The sequence below is a fragment of the Psychrobacter sp. TWR1-1-1 genome, from assembly GCF_049895865.1.
Lineage (GTDB): Bacteria > Pseudomonadota > Gammaproteobacteria > Pseudomonadales > Moraxellaceae > Psychrobacter > Psychrobacter immobilis_A.
Window position 1 is genome coordinate 166,863 of record NZ_JAFCTE010000006.1, and the last position, 18,340, is coordinate 185,202.

An 18,340-nucleotide genomic window follows, 5' to 3' on the forward strand; every position below is an offset into this window, starting at 1 on the left:
AAGATTGATATCATCAGCTTATACGGCGACTACATATTGGCTTTTAGCTCAGGATACGCTTCTGCGAGCGCGGCATACCACTCTTGATTGGTATTTTCATCCATAGAGGATTCTAGCAATAAAGATGCTAAATTGGCAAAACTGGCGTGTGCTGTCTGCCCACCATCTGTTTGCGTGTCTTCTTCGATAGCGAGTGTAACCTGCCCACCTGTCATCGCCAGATAAACTTCTGCTAAAATCTCTGAATCAAGTAAGGCGCCATGAAAAGTACGATCTTGCTTTCCCACATTTAGGCGACGCACTAAAGCATCTAGGGTGTTTTTTTGCCCCGGATATTGCTGCTTTGCCATGACCAGCGAGTCAGTCACTTGTACGCGCTCAGCAAAGTCGTTCATACCAACTTTGGCAAACTCCATGTTTAAGAAGTTCATATCAAAGGTGGCGTTATGAGCGATGATTTCTGCGCCGTCCATAAAATCATAGAGCGACTGAGCAACTTGATCAAAGGTAGGCTTGTCGGTCAAAAATGCCTCAGAAATACCATGGATACGAATGACTTCATCATCCATGCCGCGCTGTGGATTGATATAAACGTGGAGCTTTTCACCCGTAAATTTACGCCCGATCATCTCCACGATACCGACTTCGATAATACGGTCGCCTTTTAACGGATCAAGACCTGTGGTTTCAGTATCCATAATGAGCTGGCGATCAGACTCATGACGATGGATAGGTTTGGGTAGCAGCGGTATGAAATACGGATTGGCACGGCTGGTGTCGCCGTCGAATTTTGGTGTATTAGCTTCTTCTATGCCAGTAACGGTAGCGGGCACATGATCATTTATCGTCGCATCAGTCATAGACGTTTGGGTTTCCGGCATCTCTATTTTACTCATTGGTTTGCTAGCATTATGTTGATAGCGATCGGCTTCTGTTACAGCATCTTTACTCATCATATCATCGGCAGGGTTTGTATCGTTATCAGTGTCTATGACATCTTCGTCAAGCTCATCATCTGTCATATCCAGACCCAGTGGATCGAAACTTAGCCAGTCATCGTGAGCAGCATTTTGCGCTGTATTAGGCATTATTTGCCCTTTTTTTTTAGCTGTGTCTTGCGGCTCTATGCTCGATAATTCTTCACTGCTGGACGTCACGCCCAAGTTTGCCAGCTCGTCCGCTTTTTCATTGCCTGCATGTCCTGCGTGACCTTTTACCCAATGCCAGTCAACATCGCGCTGCTGGCATAGCTTGTCTAATTGCTGCCAAAGGTCTTGATTGGCGACGGGTTTTTTACTTGCCGTTTTCCAGCCTCTTTTTTTCCAACCCTCTATCCATTCGGTGATGCCTTTTTTGACATAGCTTGAGTCTGTCCAAATCTCGAGATTGTGCTCATGCGGACTATGGGTCAATGCTTGTATCGCGCCCATCAACTCCATGCGATTATTGGTCGTCTCTTTATCCCCGCCGTACAAATCTTGTGTACGTCCATCACTAAAAATGAGATGTGCGCCCCAGCCACCAGCGCCCGGATTGCCTTTACAGGCACCATCCGTATAGGCGACGGTGGTGTTTGATTTGGCGGCCAACGGATTCATCGCGTTACTGGTGTTGAATGGCTGCGCTGAGGTGCGATTGTCTGACATAAAAAATTATTGACCTAAAAATTGATAAACATAGGGAGGGTTGGAGGGATTTTGCTCGCGTTGTTTTTACACCAGCGCTTCCGTTATATTTTGGGAATGAGTATAACAAATCTATCGTTGATGTGGGCAATCGTAATGCACAAAGTCGCCAAAAGCACAGATCATAATAGTAACCTTGCTATTTTCTGTTAAAATGAGCTGTGTTGCGACACAGTATCAAACGGTATTGACTACGCAGCAGAAAAAACAGCAGTTTGCTGGCGTCAATTAGTAGCGCAAATCATTCGACAGTGCCAATAGTTGATGAAAACATGCCCTAGAAAATCACGTTAATATTAAGATTGTCGTCATCACTGTTTAAAGATAGTTTTTTTAAGACAATTTTCATAAAAGTTTAATGCATGAATGCAGGATAACCCTATTATGTCCTTACGCTCAAACATTTTTTATAAAAGGCTGATGCGCTTACCAGTCGGCATAGCGGTGAGCAGCGCACTATTTTTAAGTGCTTGCAACGATAGCAACATTCAAGCTGATACTGGAATGGTCGAAGCGGTGACAGACTTATCGGTTTTTGAAGGTTGTTACACGGTTAGTCATGACGAGCCTGCCCAAATAAAAGTGAGTCAACAGGATGGCTCGTGGGTGATGCAGATGAAAGAGCCGGCAAGTGCGAAGCGCGTTTGGGATGACGCTGAGCCGCTAGAAGTGATTAAAAATAGCGACATTCCGCAGTTTTTCTCTATTGACCCTGACAATGTCGATGCGGTCATTGGGCGTCCTGATCGAGTGCTAGTACTGGCTCATGTGAAGCCTGCCTATGCCAATATCGATCCACTCTTAGACAGTGAATACTTATCCTATATTTATCGCGGTGCCAATACCATCTATCGTGTCGAGTGTGATGATGTTAATACCGATATTTTAGCCAATCCACATGCCAATATTGTGATTGATAATGTTAATGAGAGCCTCTAAGCAAGCACGGCTCATAAACAGAATTTATGATCGATAGTTTTGTTTTAAACAGTGTTTTGCTATAAACCGTATGTCATTAGAGTTAAGCAATATGAATTTTTTTAGTTACGTGGTATTGGGCGGATTTTCTTATGCGGCTGGTTGGGCAATCAGAACCTATGTGCTTGATAAGAAGCCTGAACCTGAGCAACCTTACAATCTAAAGCATCCTGCAATTTTGGCGTATTTAGGCGGTTTCTTTATTATTATGCTGATTGTTTCGTGGCTGATTGGTCGCTATGCGCTTGGGCATGCTGCTATCGATTTGCCGTTTATTATTATCAATAGCCTCGTTGCAACCTTTGTCTATTCGTTCGGTCTCAATCCAGAAAAAGCGCGTTATGATGTTCCAGATTAACTCACATAAATAATTGCTATTAATGAATAAAAAAGCCACGGCTGATACATTGATTGTCAGTCGTGGTTTTTTATAACGATTATTTTTTATAATGATCATTTCAGGATGATAGCTTGTACAAAGTTACCTGTTTTTCTTTAAGTCAGTAGCGGTTTGTTTTTTCTTCCAAGTTTGATATTTTTGCAAATCTTTTTCGACCAACTTCAAGCAAAAGGTGAGGACTAGCGCATCGTCAATATGACCGATAAAGGGTATGAAATCTGGAATGATATCGATTGGGTTGAGAGTATAGAGCAGTCCAACCACACCTGCTGAAATGGTCTTGTAAGGAATATCGCGATAGTTTCCTTGATAATAGTCTTTAATCAAGCTCATGAATAGCATCAAATCTTTGGCAAAACGCTCAAGATGGCTACTGTCTTTTAGCTTTTCTTGCAGTTTTTCTTCTTCGTTGATGAGGTACTCTAAATCAGTATCCAATATGTCCTCTTTTTTCTGTTTATCAGTCGTTTTCTCAGCCATTATTATTATCCTTATTTAACCGAAATCGGTATTCTCATACTACAACAAAGTCGCGGAATGTGCCAATAGGGCTAGGTTTTTGGTATGTCTCATGGCTAGCATGGCGAAAAATTAAATAGTGGCAAGGGTTGGGCAACTATCATAGCCAAAAAAGCGTTTACAATATGCTGCTGTGTGGTTTAAGCAAGTAGACTGCAAAAATAAATATGATGCAAAAGTATATCAAAATAAAAATGATAAGGTGGCAGAGAGAGATGGTTTTCAAGAGTCAGTTATTAACAGATGATAGAAACAACAATGAGCATACAGCGATTGAAGCGGCAGCCGACTTGAATCGTCGCCAGTTTTTACGTCGAGTAGGTCTCAGCGCAGGGGCAGGGTTATTAATAACCCAAAATATGACTCAGTCGCTGGCCTCCGATGCCATTGAGAAAAATCATAGTATGCAACTTACCAAGGATGATCTGCCAACCGCGTTATTGGATGAGCGTTCATCATCACAGCCGTCACTCACGCAAACACGCTGTATTACGCCAACGATTGAGACGCGGCTGTTTGCCAGCTCCAATGTTGGGGGTAGCGATGACCGCAATCAATTGGCATTGGAGCGTATGGCCTGTGCGGGTTTTAACGTCAATAATCCTACGATTACCAATCGGCAGTATCTGCGTTTTGCTGGTACGGATTCGCAGCGAGCGAGTGACCTGCAAAACCTCGCTACTGGTGCAATAGCCGCCCCAAAATTGTTACTCGGCGTGCGCGGCGGCTATGGTGCAATGCGCATATTACCGATGATTGATTGGTTGACGCTAGGACGTATTATGCAGGAGCGCGGCACGATACTGGCGGGCTTTAGTGATGTGACTGCTATTCAGTGTGCGCTATTGGCAGAAGGTGATATGAGTTCGCTTGCAGCACCGATGCTCTATAGTGAATTTGGAAAAACTGTCCCTGATCAAGTCAGCTGTCGACAGTTTGTTGAAGCACTAACCAATCCCAATCTGGTTATTGATATATCAGACGCGTCTTTAACCAGTCCCAATTTACCCAGTATTCTAACAAGTGCTGAGCCCAAAGCAATAACGGGCACGATTTGGGGTGGTAATCTAAGCGTGGTGTCAGCGCTGGCAGGTAGTGAGTATTTGCCGCGCATGGATGGCGGTATTGTATTCTTAGAAGACGTGGGTGAGCAACCTTATCGTATCGAGCGCATGTTATATGATTTGTATTTGGCTGGTGCGTTTAAAGGTCAGCAAGCGATTGTATTTGGGGCATTGTCAGGTGCAGGTGAGGACAGTTATGACAAGCGTTATGATGTGGCTACGGTGATTCGTCAATTGCATCAGCTGACAAGATTACCGATTTATAGCGGCATGCGTTTTGGTCATATTGGACAAAAACACAGCTTTCCACTAGGCACAAAGTGTCAAATTAGTTCCAATACAGCTGGTGGCTATCAGTTGGCATTTAGCGATTACCCAACCATCAAGGCTGATGCTATCCAAGTAGAAGGGTTATGGCAAACTGCTTAAACGTTAAACATTAAGCACTAATCTCTAACTACTATGCATTGCCATGACTAAATCGCTAACCGCGAAAACTTATCCTGATACTCTTTGGGGGTTAGCTCTGTTGCACGTTTGAATAGGCGTGTGAACGATGAAATATCATCATAGCCCACTTGTTCGGCAAGCGATTTTATGGTCACATTGCCTAACTCTAGTAGGCGTTTTGCCTGCTCAATTCTGACTGCTTGAATATACTCAATCGGGCGCATAGCAACAGCAGACTGAAAGCGTCTGTTTAATGTCCGCGGGGTGATATTGACCATGGCAGCCAACCCACTCACCTGAATAGTCTGATAAAAATTTTCTTCAATGAACTCTTGTACCTGCTTTACCAATTGGTCTGAATGCGGTTTGTGCAACGTTACGTTGGTATAGCTGTTTTGATTGCCTCGTTTACTATCGATGATTTGGGTTTTGGCTACTTGAGTAGAAATCTCACGTCCGCAGTAACGCTCTATTAATAACAATCCCAAATCATAAAATGCACTACCGCCCGCCGCACAAAATATATTACCCGACTGGCTATCTGACTTGCTCCTTGAGTGAGTGACAAACTGGTCTTCTTGTAAATCAACGAGCGGAAAATCCGCTTTGAATTTACTGGCGTAACCCCAGTGCGTGGTGGCGATTCTATTATCTAATAATCCTGCTTTTGCCAAAAAGAAAGCACCGCTACAGTTGCTGGCTATATCTGACTTGGTGTCTGCCAACCGCGTTAGATGGGGTATCAAATCTGCATTTTGGCTCAGTGCCTTATCAATTGAATCACCAATCGTCGGAATCAATAGCAAGTCGCACTCGGCCACGTCCTGAATATCGCAGTGCGCTTGCATGATTAAGCGGTTGCTACATCTGATATCTACGCCACCAACGCTTGCTATCTGCACATTGAACCGTGGCTCTACTGGCTCATCTAAAAATCGCTGCCAACTGACACCCGTAAATGAGAATAAATCTAACGCACCTGTCAATGCGCTACCGAGCACACCATCGAATCCGATAATGATGACTTTAAAGGGTTTGAAATAAGGCATAGATGTTTATTTCCCTTTCGCTGTGGCTGACCAAAATTTAATTTTCTAACCAAAAGTATCGATTTTTTATCTGAATTCTCGAAATATAAACACTATTTATGTCGTATTTGACCATAATTATGTCATAAATGACAATACGGTAAGGCGTTAAATTAGATTAATATCGATTGATAACCAAATTTAATCAGTTAACGAGAATACTATGGCAGCAGATACGCTAATCAATGACTTTGAGTTACCGTTCCAATTATATGATGTATTGGGCACTGAAAATTTAACCGAGCATGCTAAGTTTGCAGAGCATAGCCGCGAAACGTTTGACGCAGTATTGGATACGGCCAATAAAATTGCGACCCAATTGTTTTTGCCGCATAACCATGTAGCAGACAAGAACGAGCCACAGTTCGATGGCAAAAAAGTCAGCATGATAAGTGATGTAAAAGTCGCTTTTGATGCGTTTCGTGAGTCAGGATTTATCGCTGGTCGTTATAGTTTTGAAGACGGCGGTATGCAGTTACCTGAAACAGTGATGACAGCCGTGGCAGGTTATTTTATGGCTGCCAATCCATCAACGATTGCCTATCCATTTTTGACCACTGCTGCAATCAACGTCATCTCGCATTTTGCCAGTGATGAGATTAAAGCCGCCTTTATGCCGCGCATGCTGACAGGTGAGTTCACCGGAACCATGGCATTAACAGAGCCACATGCAGGTTCCTCACTTGCTGACATCAAAACCACTGCAGTAAAACAAGATGATGGCTCATACCGCGTCAAAGGCAGCAAGATTTATATCTCAGGCGGCGATCACGAACTGTCTGACAATATCGTCCATCTCGTATTGGCCAAAGTGCCAGGTGGTCCAGGTGGGGTCAAAGGTATCTCTTTATTCGCCGTGCCTAAGTATCGCTTAAACGAGGATGCATCGGTGGGCGAGCGCAATGACGTACATTTAACAGGACTCATTCATAAACTAGGCTATAGAGGCACAACGTCGACGGCTCTGAGCTTCGGTGACGAAGGCGCATGCCATGGTTATCTGATCGGTGAAGAGCATTTTGGCCTGCGCTATATGTTCAAAATGATGAATGAGGCGCGTATCGCTGTTGGTTTTGGTGCAGCGATGATTGGCTATCGTGGCTATCAGTATTCGCTAGATTACGCCAAAGACAGAACGCAAGGCAGAATCGCCCCGAACAACAAGCCTGAAGATGCGGCAACTGCCATCATCAATCATGGTGACGTAAAGCGCATGCTACTGGCGCAAAAAACGTACTCTGAAGGCGGCATTTCATTATGTCTATATGGCTCAAACCTGATTGACCGTATCAACACTTGTGAAGACAAAACTTTAAAAAATGAGCTAACAGAATTATTAGACCTGCTCACGCCAGTATTAAAAGCATGGCCATCTGAGTATGGGCCAAAAGCCAATGATTTGGGTATCCAAGTATTGGGCGGTGCAGGCTATACGCGTGAGTATCAGGCTGAGCAGTTCTGGCGTGACAATCGCCTAAATCCTATTCATGAAGGCACGAATGGCGTGCAGGCATTGGATTTGTCATTTCGTAAGTTGTGGCAAAAAGGTGGGTTAGGCATCCAAATCCTCAAACGTGAAATCACAAAAGATCTAGAAAATATCACTACAACTGAGAGCGCCCAACTTGCAGGTAAGCTGATGCCTTACATGGGTCATCTACATGAAGTGTTGGTGCATCTCAGCAAAGTGCTACAAACCGAAGAAGCAGTCACGTTGACGGGCAACGCGCAAGCACTGATGAATATTTTTGCTTCAATTGTGTTGAGCTGGATTTGGATTCGTCAAGCAAGTAAGGCTGAGCAGCTATTAAGCACGACGCAAGATGCTGAGCAGCAGAATTTCTACAAAGGCAAGATACAAGCAGCCAAATATTTTATTGATTGGGAATTACCATTAGTTAAACGCGACATCGAATTATTAACCAACACCAACTCGGTTTGTACTGATATGCAAACAGAATGGTTCTAAGGACAACTCTAAGGAAAGAGACATGACAAAAATGAATAAACAGTGGCGATTAAAAGCAAGACCGGTAGGTGAGCCTAGTGCCGAGACTTGGGATTATACCGAGACGGACATCCCGACTATCACTGATGGTCAGTTACTGATTAAGGTTGAATATATCTCTATCGATCCGGCGATGCGTGGTTGGTTGAACGATGCCAAGTCTTATATTGCACCGGTACAGATTGGTAACGTTATGCGTGCTGGTACTGTAGGCGAAGTGATTGAAAGCAAGCATGAGAAGTTTGCGGTTGGTGACTATGTCGCAGGTCACGATGGCGTACAGTCCTATGCCGTCAGTGATGGTGCCAATCTGTATAAAGTTGATCCAAAACTGGCACCATTGTCTTATTACTTGGGCGTGCTCGGTATGCCAGGTATGACAGGGTATTTTGGTCTGCTAAAAACAGGTCAGCCAAAAGCGGGTGAGACCGTGGTCGTCTCTGGTGCAGCTGGTGCTGTTGGTAGCTTGGTTGGTCAAATTGCCAAAATCAAAGGCTGCCGTGTTGTCGGTATCGCGGGCGGCGCTGAGAAATGTAAATTCTTAGTCGATGAGCTTGGGTTCGATGCGACGATTGACTATAAAAACGGAGATGTGAAAAAAGCACTAAAGAAAACCTGCCCAGATGGTGTTGATGTGTATTTTGACAACGTAGGCGGTGATATCTTGAATGACATGCTCACACAAATAAATCTGCATGCGCGTATCGTTATTTGCGGTGCGATTAGTCAGTATAACAACACCACAGAAGTCAAAGGCCCATCGAACTATTTATCATTACTGGTCAATCGTGCCCGTATGGAAGGTATCGTGGTATTCGATAATATCAAGGAATATCCAGTCGCCATGAAAGATATCGCTGGCTGGATTCAGTCAGGTGATATGAAAGTGAAAGACCATATTATTGAAGGTATTGAGACATTCCCTGATACTCTGATGATGCTTTTTAACGGTGAAAACTTCGGGAAACTAGTACTTAAGGTAGAGGGATAGATCATGACACTGAATACAAATGGAATTGCATCAGATGTAGCTAGCAATGTGGCTGGCAAACGAATTTTAATCACGGGCGGTGCCTCGGGTATCGGCGCAGCAAGCGCATTATTGTTAGCCAGTCGCGGCGCAAAAGTGGTGATTGGTGATATGGCAGAAGAGATGGGTGCTGCGGTTGCCAAGCAAGGTCAAGACGCTGGTAACAGTGTCGTCTTCAAAAAAGTAGACGTGACCAGCGGTGATGAAGTACGTGCGTTGTTCGACTTCGCAGTAGAAACGCTTGGCGGTCTAGATGTGGTGGTAAACAATGCTGGTATCGACCATAAGCCCTCGCCAATGCATGAGCTAAGCGATGATGATTTTGATCGTAATATCGCTGTTAACTTAAAAGGTGTATGGCACTGTATGCGTGCCGCCGTCAACTGTATGCTGCCTAATGGTGGTGGTCATGTGATTAACGTCGCATCTATCGCAGGTCTACGTTCAGCGCCTATGCTCTCAGCCTATAGTGCGGCTAAACATGGAGTGATGGGTTTGACCAAATCTGCTGCACATGAGTATGCTCGTGCCAATATTCGTTTTAACGCGGTCTGCCCAAGTTTTATCGATACCCCTATGGTACGCAATACCATGGCGACCATGGACGAGCGTACGCAGCAAGCAACGATTAAGGCCAGTCCAATGCGCCGTTTGGGAGACGTTAACGAAGTGTCTGCCGCAATTGCATGGCTGGCAAGCGATGAGAGCAGCTTTATGAACGGTCATGCCTTTACCTTAGATGGTGGTATGCTAGCGTAACTACGACTGTTGAGCGCTCATTATTCAATTCGTTGGTGCTCGATAATCGCCGTTAGATATGACAGCGATTATCTGCGTTTAGTTATCCAGTTTTAGACATATGTTTTGGATAGATGAATTCAGCGCTCAAGAATGATTGAAAATATAAATTTTATAAAAATATAAGGAATCATGATGAAAGATTTATTTGATTTAACTGGTAAGGTTGCTTTGGTTACTGGCGCTAGCCGCGGTATTGGCGAATCTATTGCTCGTTTATTGGCATCAAGAGGCGCGCATGTGATCGTCTCAAGCCGCAAAATCGATGCTTGCCAAGCAGTCGCTGATAGCATCATCGCTGATGGTCACAAAGCCAGTGCCTTTGCTTGTCACGTGGGCGAGATGGCGCAGATTGATGCGATTTTTGAGCATATCAAAAGCGAGTTTGGCCAAATCGATATCTTGGTCAATAATGCCGCAGCCAACCCTTACTATGGCCATATCTTAGATACGGATTTAGCCGCTTTTGATAAGACGGTTGAGGTAAACATTCGCGGCTACTTCTTTATGTCGACTGCTGCTGGCAAAATGATGAAAGAACAAGGTGGCGGCGTCATCTTAAATACCGCATCGGTCAATGGCTTAGTAGCAGGCGACAAGCAAGGCATCTACTCAATCACCAAAGCGGCGGTCATTAGCATGACTAAAGCTTTTGCTAAAGAGTGTGGCCCACTTAATATCCGCGTCAATGCTTTACTGCCAGGTCTAACTGATACCAAGTTTGCTTCTGCCTTGACGACCAATGATAAAGTGTTAAAAATGGCACTACACTCGATTCCGCTAGGACGTGTGGCTGAGCCTGACGAGATGGCTGGCACGGTATTATATCTAGTGTCTGACGCATCAAGCTATACCACAGGCGCGACTATCGTTGTCGATGGTGGTATGTTGGCTTAGTTAGCCCCTCAGAAGACTTAGAATACCAGTAAAAGAAAGCATGACTATTAAGAACTGCATGAGATTTATTTCCATGCAGTTTTTTTTGATTTTTTTTTGATCGAGTGTCTAGATCCTTTTAGTGTCATTGCATCGATAGATTATAATTTGAAGTAAAAATAGGCTGTGTAATGGCATAATGAAGGTACTAACCGCTACTTGCATAATATGGAAATCAATCATGGATTCAGTGACCAATCATAAAACAAATATAATTTCTCAAAATAAAACATGGCTGTTCGTGCCAGCGACTCGCATCGACAGAGTAGCGAAAGCCTTTGCTAGTGGCGCAGGTGCGGTTATTGTCGATTTAGAAGATGCTGTTGCGCCAGAAGATAAAGCAGACGCCCGCAAAGCATTACAACAATATCATGACAGTGTAGATTATCAGCCGATTTGGCTACGTATTAATAGAGCAGGCAGTGATGCATTTATAAAAGATATCGCGCTGTGTCAGCAGATGCCTAATCTTGTAGGAATCGTACTGGCCAAGGCGGAGCAAGCATCAGATATACAGAAAGCCTATCTGGGTACTGGCTTACCTATTATTGCACTGATAGAAAGTGCGGTTGGGTTATACTATATTGATGCGATGGCTAAAGTGTCAGGCTTGGTCGGATTCAGCTATGGTTTTTTAGATTTATGCAATGATTTGCACGTGCAAGTAGGTACGCCTGCTGCTGATATCGTCGCCAATCAGATTCGCTATCAGTTGGTTTTGATATCTAAAGTACATAAGTTAGCAGCGCCCATCGATACGGTCTATCCTGATTTTAATGATGAGATAGGACTAAGTGCCCGAGTAAGTTTATGGTCACAGATGGGTATGTCAGGAATGCTGTGTATTCATCCCAAACAAGTGGCTGTTGTGCAGCGCGCCCTTAAGCCGACAGAGAGTGAGCTATCATTTGCTCAGCGTGTGGTCGAAGAGTATGAGCGAAGCGGGCAGGCAGTGTTTGAGATAGATGGTCAAATGGTAGACGCGCCAGTGATTGCGCGCTGTCGCCAGCTATTAGCTTAGTTATTGACGAAGTAGCAGGGAAGCAAATAATGGTTTATTATTCATCATACTTATTTATGATTTAAAAAGAGCTCTATGATTTTTATTAGTAATACCATTAGTCTGAATGATAGTGATGTTGAGATTAGTGCCATACGGGCACAAGGGGCAGGTGGGCAAAACGTCAATAAAGTGTCGTCTGCTATCCATCTGCGTTTTGATATCCATGCCTCAAGCCTGAGTGATGTCATTAAGCAGCGTTTATTAGACAGTAAAGACAGCCGAATCACCAAAGAAGGCGTACTAATTATTAAGGCGCAGCAATTTCGTACCCAAGAGCGGAATAAGATAGATGCCTTTGAGCGGCTGCAAAGCTTTATTATAAAAGCCACTCATGTCAATCAAACCAGAAAGCCAACTAAACCTAGCAGAAATGCTAAGCGCAAACGGGTGGATCAAAAGACCCAGCGCGGCAAAACAAAAGCCTTGCGCGGTAAAGTGGATTTTTAAATAGGTGGCTTATTTCCTATTTTTAAATGAACGAGAAAGCAAAATGCCAGCCCATGTAAGTGGCTGGCATTTTTTATGCTTATTTACTATCAGATTTTTAGCTAACCAAGTCTTCTACTTAACTCGGGAAAGCGCTTTATCATAAATAACATCAACAGCAGCGACACACTGGCGATAGCGGCACCAACATAGCCGACGCTTGATATTGAAATATGCGTTACGGCATAACCACCAAACAGCGCACCGGCGCCAATTCCTAAATTAATAATGCCTGAGAACATCGACATCAGCATGTCTTGCGCCGTGACATCGACCATGATGACTTTGGCTTGCATAGAGATAATCAGCAGCATCAGCGCCGCGCCCCACAGTAACGCAATGAAGCTCAGCGCCCAGATAGAAGTCACGGCAAACAATAGTACCAGCATAGATATCAGCATTAATATGATCGATATCAGCATCAATCTGGTATTAAAACGATCACCCCAACGGCTAAAAATAACACTGCCGGCAATCCCTGCTACTCCAAATAATAGCAAGACAACCGTCGCGGCGTTTTCACTGATGGCGCCGACTTGACGCATAAAAGGCTCGATATAAGAATAAGCGGTATAGTGAGCGGTAAAGACCAGTAAAATGAGTAGATACAAACAGACCAATAAGGGGTTTTTAAGCAATTCTGGGATTTTTCTAAACGAGCCTTCAAACATACTTGGTAGCGTTGGCAATAGCCTTGCTTGCAAGATAAAGACGATAAAAGCAATCACGCCAATACCGCCAAAGGTCGCCCGCCAGCCAAACCATTGACCAACTAAGCGCCCTAGTGGCACGCCAAGCACCATCGCCAATGAAGTACCGGTCGCAAGTACACTAAGCGCCAGTGCTTTTTTGCCTTCTGGTGCTACGCGTATCGCAATCGCTGCGGTGATTGACCAAAATATCGCATGCGATAGCGCAATACCCACGCGGCTAATCAGCAATACATCAAAGCTCCAAGCAAATACGGACAATACATGACTGGCAATAAATACCACAAACAAGCCCAAAAGTAAGCTTTTACGCTCAAAGCGGCTGGTGAGTAGCATCAATGGCAATGACATGGCCGCGACAATCCACGCATACAGCGTCAACATCCAGCCAGTCTCAGCCGTAGTGATGGAAAAATCTTGGGCAATGTCACTTAATAGGGCAACGGGGACAAATTCGGTGGTATTCATGATAAAGGCGCTGACGCCCATCAAAAATACTTGGAAATACTGAGTTCGGCGAGCATTTGCGCTCACCTCAAGGTTATGTTTCATATGATCCAATACAAATAAAGAAGGCGCTAATAGTGCAAATTAGCTGAAAAATAATTCATGAGTTTAAGAATAACGGCGGCATAGGTCGTAATGATGAAAAAGAGGAGGGCAAGATAGCAAATCAGTTGCGGTATGTCAGAGCCTATCATCAGACCCTACTATTTTATCAGGAATAGACCGTGTTTTTTGTAGGAGAGTCTTTAAAATTAGCGACCGAATAATTGGTTGAATGGTTAAGTAAATCTGATGATGGCATCAGTGTCAGTTACATAGTGTTTATAGTGAGGTATCGCTATTTACGCTTGAATATAGGTATGATGACGCCATAGGCTAGGAATGCCTGATAACGTGATTTTAAATAATCATTGATATTTTACTAAGATGGAATAAAAGAAAAGCAATCTATGAAAACAGACACCAATAAACCATTAGCCTTTAGAAGATACCCTTCAACGACGGCGCTGCAATGTTTTGAGACCGCTGCTCGTCATTTGAGTTTTACCAATGCCGCGCAAGAGATGCACATGACCCAAAGCGCCATCAGTAAGCAAGTGGCGCAGTTGGAGGAGATGTTAAACCTGTCTTTGTTTTATCGGACGCCGCACCGGATTTCATTGACCCCTGCTGGCAAGTCATATTATCTTGAAGTGTTAGAGATTTTAAAACATATCGAGGTGGCGACCACCAATCTGATGTCGCATAGCAGTAATACTGAGCTGCTAAAAATCGTCTCGCATCCGACATTTTGTGCCCGCTGGTTGATTCCAGCACTCAGTGGCTTTAGTCAAGAATATCCACTTATTAACTTGGATATTAAAGAGCTGGTGGGGCCGTTTTTTTCTGAAGACCAAAATGTCGATATTGCTTTTTTGTATGGTGATGGCATGTGGAGCAATATGGAGTCTATAAAACTGTTCGATGAATACTGCGTTGCGGTCTGTCAGCCGCAGTATTTGCGAGATAAAACACTGAGTACTGAGTGTTTGACAAGTAGGGAGTGTTTGGATGACTATGTGTTATTGCAAATAAGCTCGCGCTTAAGTGCGTGGTATGAGTATTTTAAGCAACAAGATATCAGCGTCGATGGCACCTTTGTAGGTCCACGTTTTGAGACTTTTCATGCCTGCATTTCTGCCGCCTTACTGGGTTATGGTATAGCCTTAGTGCCGTTACGTTTGGTTGAGCCCGAGCTACAATCAGGCGCTTTAGTGATGGCGTGGGATTATGCGGCAAAGGGTCGCGGTAGCTACTATGTGACTTATCCTGTCTCTTCAGGGCAATCGCATAAGGTCAAAGCGGTTTTAGAATGGATTACGGCTTATTTAGCAATCTCAGATGAACGTGAAAAGGCGTTAGGGTTGGTTTTATAATGTCACTTACGTTTATTTATAACCTAAAGTATTTTTTATAGCACTGGTCTTGTGGTTTTTATCCTACAAAGTTGTTTGCTTTGAGAATTTAACAAGCTAAACAAAAAAAACTGCCTTGATACGCAGTTTTTTTGTTTTTAAAAGATTCGTTTAGGAAGCTAATTTACTGGTAATGACAAAAAGGAATGCCACCACAACTATTATTCGTTTGCTGCCGGAATGATGTTTTGTTGAAATGAGTCTAACTCAAGGAAGAGATAGAGATTCATCATGGACAAGCTTTATAATGTGACCGATGCCTTTACGATGGTGCATCCGCTCACGCTCGTCAAAGGAAAAAATGCCAGAGTTTGGGACAACAATGACCGCAGCTATATAGATTTTGTCGGTGGTATTGGTGTTTTAAACTTTGGTCATTGCCACCCTCACATCGTTGACGCCATCATCCAGCAAGCCCAGGCGCTGATTCACTATGCCTACAATGCGGCAGCGCATCAGCCGTATCAAAGCTTTATGCCGCGATTATGTGAGCTTGTGCCTATTAGCGGCGAGCTGGCGGGAATGCTCACCAACTGCGGCGCAGAAGCGACCGAAAATGCCATCAAGATAGCACGCATGAAAACGGGTCGCACAGGCGTCATTGCGTTTGATGGTGGCTTTCATGGGCGCACACTGGCTGCCGTCAATCTCAATGGTAAGGTCGCGCCGTATAAGCGCGGGCTTGGTGTATTAGGGAGCGGCGTTTATCACATTCCTTTTCCCAGTCCCGATAACAATATCAGCGACGAGCAAGCGATTGACGCGCTCCAGCGTTTATTTATGGTAGAAACCGATATCGACAATATCGGTGCCATCATCGTCGAACCTGTACAAGGGGAAGGCGGCTTTCAGTTGTTATCGCCCACCTTTGCGCAATATCTACGTAAGTTTTGTGATGAGCACGGCATGTTACTTATCATGGACGAAATTCAATCCGGTTATGGTCGTACGGGCACGCCGTTTGCTTTTACCCATTTAGGGATTGAGCCTGACCTTATTTTACTTGGCAAAAGTATCGCAGGCGGCTTGCCCTTAGGTGCGGTCATAGGCAAGGCTAGTGTGGTCAATGGTCTACCCAAAGGCAGTTTGGGTGGTACTTATTCTGGCAATCCAGTGGCTTGCGCCGCTGCCAATGCCACGCTCGATATCATGCAAGCTGATGACGTTTGGCAGTCAGCCAAGCATTATACCCAGACGATTGAGACGACCATCAGCCAATGGCAGCAAGAAGGTATCTCACCTTGGTTATTTGGTCTTACCGGTATCGGTGCGATGCGCGGTATTGAGCTGCGCCATCCTGAGCATGATGTCCATCCAAGTGTGATGGCGCAAGTATTAACCAAAGCCCGCGAGCGTGGTCTATTGCTGATGCCAAGTGGGCAACATCGCCATATCATTCGCTTATTGCCACCACTCACCATAGAGCCTGACACCCTAAAAGAAGGGTTGGATATTCTAAAAGAGGTACTCATCGCGCTTCCTGATGGATTGCCTGCCGCTTAATGTTTAGGAATGCTTAGGCATGTTTAGGCGTGCTTAGGATTGATAGTGCATCGTCATAACCAAATGCTCGAAATCAAATACTTATTATTAAGCTAAAAATTTATTAACTCTATTACAAGGATGTTTATTTGTGAAAAATAGTAGCGTCAGTCCAGATAAGGATTTTATCTGTAGCGATGATATCCGCCATGATTTCTCTATGGCAATGTCAGCGATGTACCAAGATGAGGTGCCGCTATACGGCGACTTGGTTGATTTGGTCAGTGATGTCAATACCGAAGTATTAACCTCACATCCCGATATTAAATCACAGCTGCTGCATACGGGCGAGATTGAACGTCTAAGCATGGAGCGCCACGGGGCGATTCGACTGGGTACCGCAGCAGAGCTGAGCATGATGCGCCGTCTTTTTGCCGTGATGGGTATGCACCCTGTCGGCTACTACGATTTAGCGCCTGCTGGCGTGCCGGTACATTCAACAGCTTTTCGCGCGCTTGACTCGCATTCATTGCATAAAAGCCCCTTTCGCGTTTTTACCTCGTTATTGCGTTTAGATTTGATTGCCGATGAAACCTTAAAACAAGAAGCCACGGCCACGCTGGCGCAGCGTCAGATATTCACTGCTGGCGTTATTGAGCTCATTGAGATTTTTGAGGCGCAAGGTGGTTTAACTGCTGCGCAAGCAGAGCAATTTGTCCAAGAAGCGTTAGAGACATTTCGCTGGCATGATAAAACGCCGGTGGCAAAAGCGCTCTATCAGCGTTTATTAAATCAGCATCCGCTGGTCGCTGATGTGGTTGGCTTTAAGGGTCCGCATATCAATCATTTAACGCCTAGAACCTTGGATATTGATGCCGTACAACAAGGCATGCAAGCAAGAGGCATACCCTCAAAAGCCATTATCGAAGGGCCACCGCGTAGAGCATGTCCTATCTTATTAAGGCAAACCAGTTTTAAGGCGCTACAAGAAGCGGTTGGCTTTAAAGTTGCTAATCACTCAGACGCTAGCCATGAAGAGTACGAGCAAGGGCACCATACCGCGCGCTTTGGAGAGATTGAGCAACGCGGTGTGGCGTTAACACAAAAGGGCCGCGCGCTTTATGATGAATTATTGGCCGCAGCTCGCCGCCAGCTTGGTGCTACCCCAAATGAGGACAATGCGGCTCAGTATAATCAAATTTTGACTGAGATATTTACCGCTTTCCCTGATGATTATCAAACTCTACACGATGAGGGGCTGGCGTATTTTTATTACCAGTTGACGGATAGCACTCTTGATTCTGAAGACGGTCAAGCGTTGTTGGCCGGCAGCTTAAGCACTGATGATTTGAATAAACTGCCTAATGCTAAGCTGACTGCTCTGATTAATGACGAGGTGCTTCGCATTGAACCTATCGTTTATGAGGACTTTTTGCCCGTCAGTGCCGCTGGTATCTTTCAATCGAATCTGCAACAGGCGCAGCCAAGCCAATATGACGGTTACTCAAGCCAACAAGAGTTTGAGCGTGATTTGGGCGCAGCCATTTATGATGAGATGGCATTGTATGAAGCGATGCAGGCGCAAAGCCTTGAGCAGTGCCTGTCTAGTGTCAGTATTTAGTACAAATTATGCTAGAAATGTCTAGCTTATAGCCGACTTATTAGCACGTCATTCCAAAAAG

General features: G+C 44.5%; 16 protein-coding genes. 12 read left to right on the forward strand and 4 right to left on the reverse strand.

What is annotated here, in order from left to right; genetic code table 11:
* Window positions 1-29: 29 nt before the first annotated feature.
* The gene (dnaQ, locus tag ACP69U_RS08105; protein WP_314884683.1) at window positions 30-1,646 is read right to left on the reverse strand and encodes a DNA polymerase III subunit epsilon; all 1,617 of its coding nucleotides are present in this window, start codon (window positions 1,644-1,646) and stop codon (window positions 30-32) included.
* Window positions 1,647-2,069: 423 nt separating this feature from the next.
* Here dnaQ and ACP69U_RS08110 point away from each other — a divergent pair, with 423 nt between their 5' ends.
* Complete coding sequence (locus ACP69U_RS08110) at window positions 2,070-2,624, forward strand: hypothetical protein (RefSeq protein ID WP_087813780.1); 555 nt, start codon at window positions 2,070-2,072, stop codon at window positions 2,622-2,624.
* Window positions 2,625-2,715: 91 nt separating this feature from the next.
* Window positions 2,716-3,021 carry a hypothetical protein gene (locus tag ACP69U_RS08115; protein WP_045445540.1) on the forward strand — a complete coding sequence of 102 codons (306 nt, stop codon included), beginning with the start codon at window positions 2,716-2,718 and terminating at the stop codon, window positions 3,019-3,021.
* A gap of 123 nt (window positions 3,022-3,144) precedes the next feature.
* On the opposite strand, the gene ACP69U_RS08120 is transcribed toward ACP69U_RS08115, so the two are convergent.
* Window positions 3,145-3,543 carry a YkvA family protein gene (locus ACP69U_RS08120; protein ID WP_087813781.1) on the reverse strand — a complete coding sequence of 133 codons (399 nt, stop codon included), beginning with the start codon at window positions 3,541-3,543 and terminating at the stop codon, window positions 3,145-3,147.
* Window positions 3,544-3,797: 254 nt separating this feature from the next.
* Here ACP69U_RS08120 and ACP69U_RS08125 point away from each other — a divergent pair, with 254 nt between their 5' ends.
* Entirely contained in the window at window positions 3,798-5,075 is a 1,278-nt protein-coding gene (locus tag ACP69U_RS08125; protein WP_087813782.1) for an LD-carboxypeptidase, read from the forward strand.
* A 47-nt stretch (window positions 5,076-5,122) separates the two neighbouring features.
* Here the strand turns inward: ACP69U_RS08125 and ACP69U_RS08130 are convergent, their stop codons facing one another.
* Window positions 5,123-6,145 carry a GlxA family transcriptional regulator gene (locus tag ACP69U_RS08130; protein ID WP_087813783.1) on the reverse strand — a complete coding sequence of 341 codons (1,023 nt, stop codon included), beginning with the start codon at window positions 6,143-6,145 and terminating at the stop codon, window positions 5,123-5,125.
* A 202-nt stretch (window positions 6,146-6,347) separates the two neighbouring features.
* On the opposite strand from ACP69U_RS08130, the gene ACP69U_RS08135 reads away from it, so the two are divergent.
* The 6 genes from ACP69U_RS08135 to arfB all read left to right on the forward strand — a co-directional run bounded on the left by ACP69U_RS08135 (window position 6,348) and on the right by arfB (window position 12,466).
* On the forward strand, window positions 6,348-8,153 hold the full coding sequence (locus ACP69U_RS08135) for an acyl-CoA dehydrogenase (RefSeq protein WP_426138258.1): 1,806 nt from the start codon (window positions 6,348-6,350) through the stop codon (window positions 8,151-8,153).
* 22 nt (window positions 8,154-8,175) lie between these two features.
* Entirely contained in the window at window positions 8,176-9,183 is a 1,008-nt protein-coding gene (locus ACP69U_RS08140) for an NADP-dependent oxidoreductase (RefSeq protein WP_314886410.1), read from the forward strand.
* A gap of 3 nt (window positions 9,184-9,186) precedes the next feature.
* Window positions 9,187-9,981 carry an SDR family NAD(P)-dependent oxidoreductase gene (locus tag ACP69U_RS08145; protein WP_087813786.1) on the forward strand — a complete coding sequence of 265 codons (795 nt, stop codon included), beginning with the start codon at window positions 9,187-9,189 and terminating at the stop codon, window positions 9,979-9,981.
* A gap of 171 nt (window positions 9,982-10,152) precedes the next feature.
* Entirely contained in the window at window positions 10,153-10,917 is a 765-nt protein-coding gene (locus tag ACP69U_RS08150) for an SDR family oxidoreductase (RefSeq protein WP_372815288.1), read from the forward strand.
* A 220-nt stretch (window positions 10,918-11,137) separates the two neighbouring features.
* Window positions 11,138-11,977: an HpcH/HpaI aldolase/citrate lyase family protein gene (locus ACP69U_RS08155; protein WP_426138259.1), complete on the forward strand. Its 840-nt coding sequence runs from the start codon at window positions 11,138-11,140 to the stop codon at window positions 11,975-11,977.
* 75 nt (window positions 11,978-12,052) lie between these two features.
* Window positions 12,053-12,466, forward strand: a complete 414-nt coding sequence (gene arfB, locus ACP69U_RS08160; protein ID WP_426138260.1) for an alternative ribosome rescue aminoacyl-tRNA hydrolase ArfB — start codon at window positions 12,053-12,055, stop codon at window positions 12,464-12,466.
* 101 nt (window positions 12,467-12,567) lie between these two features.
* Here the strand turns inward: arfB and ACP69U_RS08165 are convergent, their stop codons facing one another.
* Window positions 12,568-13,767 carry a sugar transporter gene (locus tag ACP69U_RS08165; RefSeq protein ID WP_201565330.1) on the reverse strand — a complete coding sequence of 400 codons (1,200 nt, stop codon included), beginning with the start codon at window positions 13,765-13,767 and terminating at the stop codon, window positions 12,568-12,570.
* Window positions 13,768-14,171: 404 nt separating this feature from the next.
* Between ACP69U_RS08165 and ACP69U_RS08170 the strand changes: the two genes are divergently transcribed.
* The 3 genes from ACP69U_RS08170 (at window position 14,172) to hglS (ending at window position 18,279) form a co-directional block, all read left to right on the forward strand.
* On the forward strand, window positions 14,172-15,137 hold the full coding sequence (locus tag ACP69U_RS08170; RefSeq protein WP_426138261.1) for a LysR substrate-binding domain-containing protein: 966 nt from the start codon (window positions 14,172-14,174) through the stop codon (window positions 15,135-15,137).
* Window positions 15,138-15,407: 270 nt separating this feature from the next.
* Complete coding sequence (locus ACP69U_RS08175) at window positions 15,408-16,679, forward strand: 2-aminoadipate transaminase (RefSeq protein ID WP_426138262.1); 1,272 nt, start codon at window positions 15,408-15,410, stop codon at window positions 16,677-16,679.
* A 199-nt stretch (window positions 16,680-16,878) separates the two neighbouring features.
* The gene (hglS, locus tag ACP69U_RS08180) at window positions 16,879-18,279 is read left to right on the forward strand and encodes a 2-oxoadipate dioxygenase/decarboxylase HglS (protein WP_426138268.1); all 1,401 of its coding nucleotides are present in this window, start codon (window positions 16,879-16,881) and stop codon (window positions 18,277-18,279) included.
* The last annotated feature ends 61 nt before the right edge of the window (window positions 18,280-18,340 follow it).